Source organism: Denitratimonas tolerans (genome assembly GCF_037203605.1).
In the GTDB taxonomy this organism is placed as follows: Bacteria; Pseudomonadota; Gammaproteobacteria; order Xanthomonadales; family Xanthomonadaceae; genus Denitratimonas; species Denitratimonas tolerans.
In genome coordinates this window covers 142,428-154,672 of record NZ_JBBDHC010000006.1, presented here as the reverse complement: position 1 = coordinate 154,672, position 12,245 = coordinate 142,428, and the positions used below count along the sequence as shown (strand labels likewise).

The 12,245-nt window shown below is 69.6% G+C and carries 8 protein-coding genes; 3 read left to right on the top strand and 5 right to left on the bottom strand.

All coding sequences use genetic code 11. From position 1 onward, the window contains the following. The first annotated feature begins 3 nt into the window (after positions 1–3). The 3 genes from WB794_RS06015 to WB794_RS06005 all read left to right on the top strand — a co-directional run bounded on the left by WB794_RS06015 (position 4) and on the right by WB794_RS06005 (position 6,579). Positions 4–2,043 carry a glycoside hydrolase family 97 protein gene (locus WB794_RS06015; protein ID WP_415926650.1) on the top strand — a complete coding sequence of 680 codons (2,040 nt, stop codon included), beginning with the start codon at positions 4–6 and terminating at the stop codon, positions 2,041–2,043. 266 nt (positions 2,044–2,309) lie between these two features. Beyond that, complete coding sequence (locus tag WB794_RS06010) at positions 2,310–5,078, top strand: TonB-dependent receptor (RefSeq protein ID WP_337334940.1); 2,769 nt, start codon at positions 2,310–2,312, stop codon at positions 5,076–5,078. A 79-nt stretch (positions 5,079–5,157) separates the two neighbouring features. Further along, positions 5,158–6,579, top strand: a complete 1,422-nt coding sequence (locus WB794_RS06005; RefSeq protein ID WP_337334939.1) for a solute:sodium symporter family transporter — start codon at positions 5,158–5,160, stop codon at positions 6,577–6,579. Here WB794_RS06005 and eda read toward each other — a convergent pair whose 3' ends face one another. From eda to zwf, 5 genes are read right to left on the bottom strand one after another with little or no spacing between them, the layout of a single operon-like run. Beyond that, a complete protein-coding gene (gene eda, locus WB794_RS06000) occupies positions 6,580–7,227 on the bottom strand; it encodes a bifunctional 4-hydroxy-2-oxoglutarate aldolase/2-dehydro-3-deoxy-phosphogluconate aldolase (protein ID WP_337334938.1) in 648 nt (215 codons plus the stop codon). A gap of 3 nt (positions 7,228–7,230) precedes the next feature. Continuing rightward, positions 7,231–8,211 carry a glucokinase gene (gene glk / locus WB794_RS05995; RefSeq protein ID WP_337334937.1) on the bottom strand — a complete coding sequence of 327 codons (981 nt, stop codon included), beginning with the start codon at positions 8,209–8,211 and terminating at the stop codon, positions 7,231–7,233. Continuing rightward, positions 8,208–10,037 carry a phosphogluconate dehydratase gene (gene edd, locus WB794_RS05990; RefSeq protein WP_337334936.1) on the bottom strand — a complete coding sequence of 610 codons (1,830 nt, stop codon included), beginning with the start codon at positions 10,035–10,037 and terminating at the stop codon, positions 8,208–8,210. The genes glk and edd overlap by 4 nt, the downstream gene beginning before the upstream one ends. After that, positions 10,037–10,744, bottom strand: coding sequence for a 6-phosphogluconolactonase (gene pgl, locus WB794_RS05985; RefSeq protein ID WP_337334935.1), 708 nt, complete (start codon positions 10,742–10,744; stop codon positions 10,037–10,039). The genes edd and pgl overlap by 1 nt, the downstream gene beginning before the upstream one ends. Before the next feature lie 10 nt (positions 10,745–10,754). Continuing rightward, entirely contained in the window at positions 10,755–12,212 is a 1,458-nt protein-coding gene (gene zwf / locus WB794_RS05980) for a glucose-6-phosphate dehydrogenase (RefSeq protein ID WP_337334934.1), read from the bottom strand. Positions 12,213–12,245: the final 33 nt, after the last annotated feature.

Sequence of the window (12,245 nt, the reverse complement as noted above, 5' to 3'; positions counted from 1 at the left end):
GCGATGCGGATGGCGGCCTGGATCGCGTGGCTCCTCGTTCTGGCCGTGCCGGGCCATGCCCGGGCCGGCACGGTGGCGACGGTTGCCTCGCCGGACGGGCGCATCACGGTGAGTCTGGCGCTCGATGGCGACGGGCGGCCGAGCTATCGCGTGAAACACGACGGGCGCGCGCTGCTGGGCGATTCGCGCCTGGGCTTCATCTTCGCCAACGGCCGCCAGCTGCTGCGCCGCCTGCGGCTGGAGTCCGCATCGGAAAGCCACCACGACATCACCTGGGAACAGCCCTGGGGCGAGCGCCGCCTGGTGCGCGACCAGCACAACGAGCTGCGCGTGCGCCTGACCGAGGATGCGCCCGATCCGCGCCGCGTCGACCTCGTGTTCCGGGTGTTCGACGACGGCGTGGGCTTTCGCTACGAGCTGCCGGCGCAGCCGCACCTGACCGAGGCCCGCATCGTGCAGGAGCTGACCGGGTTCGCGCTCGCGCGCCCGGCGACGGCGTGGTGGATCCCGGCGCTGGAATGGAACCGCGAGGAATACTTGTACCGCCGCACCGCGCTGACGGAAGTCGGCATCGCGCAGACGCCGCTGACGCTGCGCACCGACGATGGCCTGCACCTGAGCATCCACGAAGCCGCGCTGGTCGACTACGCCGGCATGAACCTGATGCATGCCGGCAGCGGCGACCTGCGCGCGGCGCTCACGCCGGCCGCCGACGGCGCGCCGGTGGTGCGCGCCACGCCCTTCGCAACGCCGTGGCGCACGATCACCATCAGCCCGCGCGCCGGCGGGCTGGTCGAATCCAGCCTGATCCTCAACCTCAACGAACCCAATGCGATCGGCGACGTGAGCTGGTTCACGCCGGCCAAATACGTCGGGGTATGGTGGTCGCTGCATCTGGACACCGAGAGCTGGGCCACCGGCCCAAAGCACGGCGCCACGACCGAAAACACCAAGCGCTACATCGACTTCGCCGCCGCCAACGGCTTTCGCGGGGTGCTGGTCGAAGGCTGGAATCCGGGCTGGGACGGCGACTGGTTCGCCAACGGCTGGGGCTTCGACTTCACCCGCACCACGCCCGACTTCGATCTGGACGCACTGGCGCGCTACGCTGCCGGCAAGGGCGTGCACCTGGTCGGCCACCACGAAACCGGCTGCGCGGTCAGCCACTACGAGCGCCAGATGGACGCGGCGTTTGCGCTGTACGCGCGCCACGGCGTGGATGTGGTCAAGACCGGCTATGTCTGCGACGCCGGCCAGATCGAACGCCAGGATGAAACCGGTGTGCCGGTGCGGCGCGAGTGGCACGAAGGCCAGTGGATGAGCAACCACCACTTGCGCGTGGTGCAGGCGGCCGCGCGCCAGCGCATCGCGCTCAACCCGCACGAACCGATCAAGGACACCGGCCTGCGCCGTACCTGGCCCAACTGGGTTTCGCGCGAGGGCGCGCGCGGCATGGAGTACAACGCCTGGGCCAATCCGCCCAACCCGCCCGAGCACGAACCCACCCTGGTGTTCACCCGGATGCTGGCCGGACCGATGGATTACACGCCCGGCGTTCTCAGCCTGACCGGGCGCAACGGGCAGGAAATTCCCGGCACGCTGGCGCGCCAGCTGGCGCTTTACGTCGCGCTCTACAGCCCGATCCAGATGGTGGCGGACCTGCCCCAACACTATGCGCAGCACGCCGAAGCCTTCGAGTTCATCCGCGAGGTCGCGGTCGACTGGGACGAAAGTCGCGTGCTGGCCGGCGAGGTGGGCGAGTACGTGGCGATCGCGCGCAAGCAGCGCGATGCCTTCGATTGGTTTCTGGGCGCGATCAACGACCGCAGCGCGCGGACCTTGGCATTGAAGCTGGATTTCCTCGAGTCCGGCGTGCGCTACCGCGCGCGAGTTTATCGCGACGACAAGCGCGCCGGCTGGCGCGGTCCGGAACGCTTCCGCTTCGTGCGCGAGGAGAAGATCGTGACGCGCGATGACGTCATGACGCTGCGGCTGGCCGCAGGCGGCGGCGCGGCGGTGCGCTTTTCGCGCGAGCCGGAGTGATCGCGCGGGCCCGCGAGCAACGGTCCGCGGGCTTGGCCAAGGGTGCATGCGAATGCGCCGCGCGGGCGCGCGTGCGCGTGCGCAAACCGTTGCGGCGCGCCGCTCCGAAGGTTTTCGACCGGGCGCGGGATGAATACGTATGCAGCCCCTTTCGCTTGCCGGCGGCGTGCTTACCATCGTCGCAGCCGTGCGAATTGGTCATCGGCACGTAACACGACGGGGCGGCCATGGATCGCCCGGGGATCGCAAAATCACTGGAGGGGATCATGCTGCAGATGAAGAGGAACCTGTTGAGCGTGGCGCTGGCCGCGGCGGTGCTGGGCATGTGCGTGCCGGTGCACGCCCAGGACGAGGCATCGTCCGGGCAGGAGGCCGCGAAGGACCGCAAGGGCGAGAACGCCAAGGAACTCGACAAGGTCGTGGTGGTCGGTATCCGCGGCGGCATCGAGCGCGCCATCGACATCAAGAGGGAATCCACCTCCATCGTCGAGGCGATCTCGGCGGAGGACATCGGCAAGCTGCCGGACGTCTCCATCGCCGAGTCGATCGCGCGCCTGCCCGGACTGGCCGCGCAGCGCGTCGCCGGCCGCGCGCAGGTGATCAGCGTGCGCGGCCTGTCGCCGGACTTCGCCACGACCCTCCTCAACGGGCGCGAGCTGGTCAGCACCGGCGACAACCGCAGCGTCGAGTTCGACCAGTATCCCTCCGAGCTGATGGCTGGCGTCACGGTCTACAAGACGCCTGATGCCGCGCTGGTCGGGCAGGGCCTGTCGGGCACGATGGACATGCGCACCGTGCGGCCGCTGGATTACAGCGAGCCCGTCTTCGCGGTGAGCGGGCGCTGGCAGCGCAACTCGCTCGGTTCGGCCGCGAATGCCGACGGCAACGGAAACCGCTTCAACGCCAGCTACATCGGCCAGAACGCCGGCGGCAATGTCGGTTTCTCGATCGGCTACTCGCACTCGGATACGCCGATCCAGGAAGAACAGGTCGGCCTCTACGAGCCCTGGCAGGCGATCGGCGACAACTGGCGTCCGGGCGTGGCCGCCGGCACCTACTACTCGGACGGCATCAAGGCGCTGCGCCGCACCGGCTACACCAAGCGCGACGGCGTGATGGGCACCCTGGAGTTCCGCAACGCCGGCTCCTGGATCAGCACCTTCGACTTGTTCTATTCCAAGGCGCACCAGGAAAACACCGCCAACCAGTTCGAAGTCCACATCGGCGACTACAACGGCGGCTTCGACCGTCTCGCGGTGGACGGCGCGCAGGTCAACGGCAACGGCACCTTCACCGGCGGCACCGCCGGCAACGTCTATCCGCTGGTGCGCGGCATGTACAACGACCGCGAGGACACGATCCGCGCGCTGGGCTGGCGCAACGAGTTCGTGATCGGCATGGCGGACCTGATGTTCGACCTGAACTGGTCGCGCGCCGACCGCGACGAGCTGAACCTGGAGAACAACACCCAGCTGATGCCGTCGCCGCAGCTCGATTCGATCAACCTGGCGCTGCGCTCCAACGGCTTCTCGCAGCTGGTGCCCGGACGCGATTATTCGGATCCTTCGACCCTGCTCCTCGCCAACACCATCTACGGCTCGGGCTACGGCAAGGTGCCGCGCGTGGAGGACGAGCTCAAGGGTGCCAAGCTGGTGGCGACCGTGCCGGCACCGCAGGCGATGAGCAACGCCCTGTCCGACATTTCCTTCGGCCTCAACCGCGCCGACCGCAGCAAGGACAAGAGCCAGCCGGAAGGCGCGATCGAGCTGGGCGCGCAGGGCATCACCCCGGTCGGTTCCGAGTTCCAGTACGGCCTGGTCGACCTGGGCTTCGCCGGCATCGGCATGATCCCCTCATGGAACGTGCCCGGTGCCGTGGGCCAGTACATGCGTTTCAACCCGAGCGACAGCTCGGCGGCCTACCTCATCCCGAAGGCGTGGACGGTCGAGGAAACCATCGACACCGCCTTCGTGCAGGCCAACATCGACTCCCGCTGGGGTTCGGTGCCGGTGCGCGGCAACGTCGGCGTGCAGATCCAGCACACCGACCAGTCCTCGCATTCGCGGGTGTGGGACAGCTCGCAGCCCGCCGGTCAGGAAATCCGCCCCTACGGCAACGGCAAGAGCTATACCGACGTGCTGCCGAGCCTCAACCTGGCGTTCTCGCTGGGCGAGGACCAGACCCTGCGCCTGGCGCTGGCGCGGCAGGTGGCGCGGGCACGGGTCGATCAGCTGCGTTCCTCGGTCGAGTTCGGCGTCGATCCAGCCACCGGCAAGCCCGGCGCGGGCGGCGGCAATCCTCAGCTCGATCCGTGGCGCGCCAATGCCTTCGACCTGTCCTGGGAAAAGTATTTCGGGTCGCGCGCCTACGTCGCTGCGGCGTTCTTCTACAAGGACCTGCGCAGCTACATCTTCACCCAGACCCGCGACGGCTATGACTTCACCGACCTTCTGGTCGGCTATGTGCCGCCGCCGGGATCGGCACCGGTGCTGAGCACCGGCACCATGACCGCGCCGTTCAACGGTGGCGGCGGCACGCTCAAGGGCATCGAGCTGACCGGCTCGCTGCCGCTGGATCTGTTCGCCCCGGTGCTGGAAGGCTTCGGCGTGGTGGCGAGCGCCAGCTTCAACGACAGCAGCATCGAAGTGCTCGATCCCGAGAGCGCAAGCAGCGTGGGCTCGGGCCCCATCGACCTGCCGGGGCTGTCCAAGCGCGTCTACAACTTCACCGTGTACTACGAGCGCAACGGCTTCGAGTTCCGCGTCAACAACCGGCGCCGTTCCGACTTCATCGGCGAGATCGGGAACTTCGATGGCAACCGCACCCTGCGCTATGTGGTCGGCGAGAACATCACCGATGCCCAGGTCAGCTACAGCTTCGCCGCCGGCAGCGGGCTGGAGGGTCTGAGCCTGCTGCTGCAGGCCAGCAACCTGACCGATGAGGCCTACCGCACCTATGCCGGCAGCAAGGACCGCCCGCTCGAGTACATCAAGTGGGGACGCACCCTGTTGATCGGGGCCAGCTACAAGTTCTGAGCCGCGTCGGGACGTTGCATGAGCGCCCCTGCCCGCCTGTGACGGGCAGGGGCGTCTGCGAGATCGGGGGGAGGACCTGATGCAGGGAAATGCAGTGCAGTTGGCGGTGTTCCTCGGGCTCACCGCCCTGGTCGCGCTGGCCACCTGGTGGCGCTACCGCAAGGAAGGGCGGGCGGCCGACAGCGCACAGGATTTCTTTCTCGCCGGCCGCCGCCTGGGCTGGCCCTTCATTGCCGGTAGCCTGCTGCTGACCAACATCAGCGCCGAGCAGATCGTGGGCATGAACGGGGCCCAGAACATGCTCCAGATCTGGTGGGAACTGGGCGCCATCGCCGGCCTGCTGGTGCTGGCCAAGGTGCTGATCCCGCTGTACTACCGCCACGGCTGCACCACCACCACTGAACTGCTCGAGCGTCGCCTGCCCAACGGCGCCAGCCTGCGGCGCACGGTGTCGGTGCTGTTCCTCCTGGGCTATCTCTTCATCCTGCTGCCGATGGTGCTCTACACCGGCGCGCGCTTCATGCAGTCGATGTTCCAGCTGGACCTGCCGATCCTGGCCATCGCCGCGCTGTTCGCGTGCGCCGGCCTGGCCTACGCGGCGCTCGGCGGGCTGCGTGCGATCGCGATTTCCGACACCTACATGGGCGTGGTGCTGCTGGTGATGGGCGCGCTGGTGACCGGCTTCGCGCTGGACCGGATCGGCTGGGATTTCTCCGGCATCCCGGCCGAGCGCCTGACTCCGTTCGGCAGGCCCGATTCGGACATCCCGTGGCCGACCCTGTTGACCGGCATGGTGCTCGCGCACGTTTTCTACTGGGGCACCAACATGCTGATCGCGCAGCGCGCCCTGGCGGCGCGCGACATCCGCGAGGCGCAGAAGGGCATCTACGCCGCGGCGCTGTTCAAACTCGTGACCCCGCTGATCGTGGTGCTGCCGGGCATCATCGCGTTCAAGCTCTACGGTGATATCGGCGACGATGCCTACGGGCGGCTGGTTGGCGACGTGCTGCCGCCCTGGCTTGCGGGCGCATTCGCCGCCGCCATCACCGGCGCGGTGCTGTCCAGCTACAACGCCGGCCTCAACTCGGCCGCGGCGCTGTATGCCGTGGATCTGCACCTGCCGTTGTTCAACCCGCGCGCCGACGGCAAGCGCGTCGGACAGATCGTGCAATGGATCGCCATGCTGGTGTCGCTGGCGCTGGTGCCGCTGTACGAGAACGTCGAAAGCATCATCGCCACGCTGCAGCAGCTGAACGGGCTGTATTCGATGCCGGTGCTGGCGGCCTTCTTCGTGGCGATCTTTGTGCGCGGTGCCGACGCGACGGCGATCCGGATCGCGCTGGTGTTCGGGGTGGTGTTGTACGCCGTGTTCACCTTCGCCTGGACCCCGCTGCACTACCTGCATCTGATGTTCATCACTTTCGTGGCGACGGTGGCGGTGGCGATCGGCCTGGGCCGCTGGGTGCGCGCGCCGCAAGCGGAAGCCGAGCCGGCGTCCTGATCAGGGTGCAAGCTGCGCCGCAGCCTGCGCCAGCTGCGCGATGCGCGCCCAGTCGCCGGCGCGCACCGCTTGCGGCGGCAGCATCCAGGAGCCGCCGACGCAGGCGACGTTGGGCAGGGCGAGGTAGGCGGGTGCCCTGGCGGCGTCGATGCCGCCGGTCGGACAGAAGCGCGCCTGCGGCAGCGGCCCGGCAAAGCCCTTGAGCGCGGCCACGCCGCCGCTGGCTTCGGCCGGGAAAAACTTGAAGCGTTGCCAGCCCAGCTCAAGTCCGCGCATCAGTTCGCCTGCCGTCGCGATGCCGGGAATCAGCGGGATCGCGGCCTCCGCCGCCGCGGCGTAAAGCGCCTCGGTGGCACCGGGCGAGATGGCGAATTGCGCGCCGGCCTGCGCCGCCGCGTCCAGATCGCGCGCCGAAAGCACGGTGCCCGCGCCGACGCAGGCTTCCGGAAGCTCGCGTGCGATGAGGGTGATGGCGTTCAGCGCGCAGGCACTGCGCAGGGTCACTTCCAGCACCGGCAGGCCGTTGTCGGCCAGCGCGCGGCACAGCGGCAGCGCGTCCTCGATGCGTTCGATGGTGATGACGGGGATGACCGGCGCGCGCGCAAACACCGCATCGACGCGCTGTGCGAGGGAGTGGCTGTCGATCATGGTTCAAAGCTCCGGAGCGCGCAGGGCGCAGGCGGCACCCAGAAGGCCGGGGTGGGGGTGGGTGATGACGTGGATCGGGACCGATTCCAGCAGCGCCGCCATGCGGCCCTTGGCGAGGAAGCGTTCGCGGAAGGCGCTGGCGCGCAGGAACGGGATGAAGCGGGGCACGATGCCGCCGGCGATCACCACGCTGCGCGCACCGTGGATCAGGGCGCAGTCGCCGGCCACGCTGCCCAGCACCGCGCAGAAGCGCGCCAGCGCGCGCCGCGCCGACAGGTCGTGGCCATCCAGCGCGGCGGCGACGATCTCGGCGGGATCGCGCAGCAGCGGATGGCTGGCGGCATCGGCGGCAACGCCGCGCAGCACCGCGTCGATTTCCGACAGACCCTTGCCGCAAAGCAGGCGCTCGGTCGAGGTGCGTCCGTGCTGGGCTGTCAGCCAGGTGTTGATGCTGCGCTCTTCGTCCCCGATCGGCGCAAAGCCGACGTGGCCGCCCTCGGTCTCGACCGTGTGCCAGCCGTGCGAATGCGACCCGACCAGCAGCGCCACACCCAGTCCCGTGCCCGGCCCCAGCACGCTGACCGGCCCGCGCAGCGCGGCCTCGGGATCGCCGTGCAGGGTGAGGAGGGATTCGCGCGACAGCGCCGGAATCGCCCAGGCCAGCGCGCCGAAATCGTTGAGCATGCGCAGTTCGTCCAGGCCGAGCGTGTTCTGCAGTTCGCTGCGGCTGAACGACCAGGCGCGGTTGGTGAGGCGGATCTCGTCGCTGCCGACCGGGCAGGCCACCGCCAGCGCGGCGCGCGCGGGCTGCGCGTCGACCTGCGCCAGGTAGTGTTCGATCGCGTGCTGCACGCTGGCGAAGTCGGCGTTGGCCAGCGCGCGCGAGGCAAGCAGCGCCGGTTCGGGCGACGACGGGTTGACCAGCGCGAAGCGCGCGTTGGTGCCGCCGATATCCCCGACCAGGGCCAACTCGGACCGGTTCATGCGTCGTCCGCGAACAGCGCGCAGGCACCCCGCTCGGCCGGGCCGACGCGGTTGCGCATCAGGCCGAACAGCTCGCGGCCCATGCCGGACTGGTTGCCGGCCAGGTCCAGTGGCTGTGCTTCGCGGGCCTGCCATTGCGCTTGGTCCAGCATCACGTCCATTGTGCCGGCCTCGGCATCGATGCGGATCAGGTCGCCGTCGCGCAGCTTCGCCAGCGCGCCGCCATCGGCGGCCTCCGGCGTCACGTGGATCGCGGCCAGCACCTTGCCCGAGGCACCCGACATGCGCCCGTCGGTGACCAGGGCCACGCGCTGGCCGCGGTCCTGCAGGGCGGCCAGCGTGGGGGTGAGCTTGTGCAGTTCGGGCATGCCGTTGGCGCGCGGGCCCTGGCCGCGCACCACCGCGGTGAAGTCGCCGCCCAGCGCGCCGGCCTTGAACGCGGCCAGCAGGGCTTCCTGCGAGGCGAAGATTTTTGCCGGTGCCTCGTGTTGGCGGTACTGCGGCGCGACCGCCGAAACCTTCACCACCGCGCGTCCGAGGTTGCCGTGCAGCACGCGCAGGCCGCCTTCGGCATCGAACGGCGCGGACGCCGGGCGCACGATGCCGGTATTGCGCGACTGCGCGGGCGGATCGCGCCAGTCCAGCCGCGTTCCGTCCAGGAAGGGCTGTCTTGCCTGCTGGCGCAGGTTGCCGCCGTGCACGCAGGCGATGTCCTCGTGCAGCAGTCCGGCATCGAGCAGCTGGGTGATGATGAAGCCCATGCCGCCGGCGGCTTCGAAGTGGTTCACGTCGGCCGGACCGTTGGGATAGACCCGCGCCAGCAGCGGGGTGGCGCGCGAGAGTTCGTCGAAGTCGTTCCAGTCGATGAGGATGCCGGCGGCGCGCGCCACCGCGACCAGGTGCAGGGTGTGGTTGGTCGAGCCGCCGGTGGCCGCCAGTCCGACCAGGGCGTTGACGATGGCCTTCTCGTCGATCGTGTGCGCGAGCGGCCGACAGTCGTCGCCCAGCGCCGTGATGCGCAGCGCCTGTTCGGCGGCGGCCACGGTGAGTGCATCGCGCAGCGGCGTGCCGGGCGGCACGAAGGCGGTGCCCGGCAGGTGCAGGCCCATCACTTCCATCAGCATCTGGTTGGAATTGGCGGTGCCGTAGAAGGTGCAGGTGCCCGGCGCGTGGTAGGACGCGGCTTCCGCATCCATCAGCTCGTCGCGGCCGGCTTCCCCGAGCGCGAAGCGCTGGCGCACCTTCGCCTTCTCCGGGTTGGGGATGCCCGAGGGCATCGGCCCGGCCGGCACGAACACCACCGGCAGGTGGCCGAAGCCGAGCGCGCCGATCAGGAGCCCGGGCACGATCTTGTCGCACACGCCCAGCATCAGCGCGGCGTCGTAGCAATCGTGCGAGAGCGAGACCGCCGTCGCCATCGCGATCACGTCGCGCGAGAACAGCGACAGCTCCATGCCGGCGCGGCCCTGGGTGATGCCGTCGCACATCGCCGGCACGCCGCCGGCGACCTGCGCGCTGCCGCCGGCGTTGCGCGCCGCCATGCGGATCAGGCTGGGGTAGTGCTCCATCGGCTGGTGCGCGCTGAGCATGTCGTTGTAGGCGGTGACGATGCCGAGGTTGCCGCCGCGGCCGCGGCGCAGCGCCGCCTTGTCCTGCCCGGAGGCGGCGAAGCCGTGCGCCTGGTTGCTGCAGGAAAGGCGGTAGCGGTACGGACCGGCGTCGCGCGCGGCGCTCATGCGGGCGAGGTAATCGTCGCGCGTGGTCCGGCTGCGCTCGGCGATGCGTGCGGTGACACGCGCGATGGCGGGATGCAGGACGGCAGACATTACGGACTCCAGTGGATACGGATGGGTGGCGGCGAAGGTGCCTGCAGCAGGCCGCAGACCGGCAGCCCGCCCTGCGGTTCGCGCAGGACGCGCTGCAGTACCGCGCGCTTTTCCTCGCCGGTCACGACCAGGTGGATTTCCCGCGCCCGCAAGAGGCGCGGCAGGGTCAGGCTGATCCGCGCGAACGGTGCCTCGGGTGGCAGCGGATCGGGCACCGTGGCCAGGGCATCGATGCCGCTGCCCGGGGCCATGCCCTGGGCGAGATTCGCCGCGCCCGGGAACAGCGAGGCGATGTGGCCGTCGGCACCCATGCCCAGCAGCACCGCGTCGAAGTCGCCGGGGCGTTCGGCGAGCGTCGCCTGCGCCAGCGCCAGCGAGGCTGCCACATCGCCATCGGCGCGGGTAATCGGGTGCAGCCTCATGGCCGGGCTGTCGCCGAAGGCGGTGCGCAGCTGGCGCAGGTTGCAGGCGGGGTGATCGTGCGGCACGCAGCGCTCGTCGGTCGGCAGCGCGTCGATCCGCCCGTCGAACGCGGTGCGCGCGAGCCGGGCGTATACCGGCAGCGGCGTGCGCCCGCCGGCGAGGGCCAGCCAGGCCGCGCCGCGCGCGCGGATCGCGCTGCGGCAGGCCTGTTCCAGCGCGTCGCCGACCGCCTCGAGCAGACGTGCGGCGTCGGCGTAGCTGCGGGCGTGCTCGTTCGGCGACACTGTGCTGTCCTCACTCGCGCCAGGCGTGACCGCGGCGGTCGGGCAGCGTGACCGCCGCGGCCGGTCCGCAGGTTCCGGCCTGATAGGGGCGCGGCGTCATGCCGGTCGCGCGCCAGCCGGCGGCGATCGCATCGATCCAGGCCCAGGCCGCCTCGGTTTCGTCGCGTCGCACGAACAGGGTGCCGTTGCCTTCGATCGCATCCAGATACAGGCGCTCGTAGGCCACGCGCTTGCGGGTGCTGGCGAACTCCTGGTGGAAGTCGAGGTCGAGCACCACCTGCGAGAGCCGCAGGCCGTTTCGATCAAGGCCCGGTGTCTTGCTCATGAGGGTGAGGCCGATGCGCTCCTCGGGCTGCAGCCGGATCAGCAGGCCGTTGGGCTGCATGTCGGCCGCGGCCGCGCCGCCGAAAATGGAATAGGGCACCTTGCGGAACTGGATGTAGATCTCGGTGCTGCGCGCCGGCATGCGTTTGCCGGTGCGCAGGTAGAAGGGCACGCCCGACCAGCGCCAGTTGTCCACGTGCGCGCGCAGCGCCACGAAGGTTTCGGTGCCGCTCGGCCGCCCGACCTCCTCGACGTAGCCGGGCACCGCAACGCCGCCGACGGCACCGGCGCTGTACTGGCCGATCACGCTTTCGGCGGCCACCTCGTCGCGCCCGATGGGGCGCAGCGAGCGCAGCACCTTGATCTTCTCGTTGCGCACCGCCGCCGGATCGAAGCGCGCCGGCGGCTCCATCGCCACCAGGCACAGGAGCTGCAGCATGTGGTTCTGGATCATGTCGCGCAGCGCGCCCGACTCATCGTAATAGTCGCCGCGCCCCTCCACGCCGACGGTTTCGCCCACGGTGATCTGCACCTGTTCGATATGGCGTGCGTTCCAGAGCGGCTCGAACATCGAATTGCCGAAGCGCAGCGCGATCAGGTTCTGCACGCCCTCCTTGCCGAGGTAATGATCGACCCGGTAGATGCAGTCCTCATCGAACACCCCGGCCACGGCGTCATTGATCGCGTTGGAGCTGGCGAGGTCGCTGCCGATGGGTTTTTCCAGCATCACCCGGGTGCCCTCGCCATTCACTCCGTGCGCCGCGAGCGCCTGACAGGCCGCGCCGTAGAACTTCGGCGCCGTGCTGAGGTGATAGAGCACATCGCCGCTGCGCAGCGCGGTGATCGCTTCGGCCAGGGCCTGCATCGAGGCGGCATCGTCGATGCCGGCGGCGCGGTAGTCGAGCCGCTCGATCAGCCCGCGCAGGGCGGCATCGTCGTTGCGCACATCTTTGAGGCTGGCGGTGACGAGGTTGATGAAACCTTCCCGATCCAATTCGCTGCGGGCGGTGCCGAGGATGCGCATCCCCGCCGGCAGCAGGCCGTCGGCCTCAAGGTCGTAGAGCGAAGGCAGCAGCATCCTGCGCGCAAGATCGCCGGTGGCACCGAAAAGGGTCAGCAGGGAGGCGGGGCGGCTGGGGGGCACGAAGATCGTCCGGTACAAGATGCCCGGAGCTTA

Coding starts and splice junctions, on each gene's coding strand:
- edd (WP_337334936.1), bottom strand. CDS start 10,037: ATGTCTGCCGTCCTGCATCCCGCCATCGCGCGTGTCACCGCACGCATC.
- WB794_RS06015 (WP_415926650.1), top strand. CDS start 4: ATGCGGATGGCGGCCTGGATCGCGTGGCTCCTCGTTCTGGCCGTGCCG.
- glk (WP_337334937.1), bottom strand. CDS start 8,211: ATGAACCGGTCCGAGTTGGCCCTGGTCGGGGATATCGGCGGCACCAAC.
- WB794_RS06010 (WP_337334940.1), top strand. CDS start 2,310: ATGCTGCAGATGAAGAGGAACCTGTTGAGCGTGGCGCTGGCCGCGGCG.
- WB794_RS06005 (WP_337334939.1), top strand. CDS start 5,158: ATGCAGGGAAATGCAGTGCAGTTGGCGGTGTTCCTCGGGCTCACCGCC.
- eda (WP_337334938.1), bottom strand. CDS start 7,227: ATGATCGACAGCCACTCCCTCGCACAGCGCGTCGATGCGGTGTTTGCG.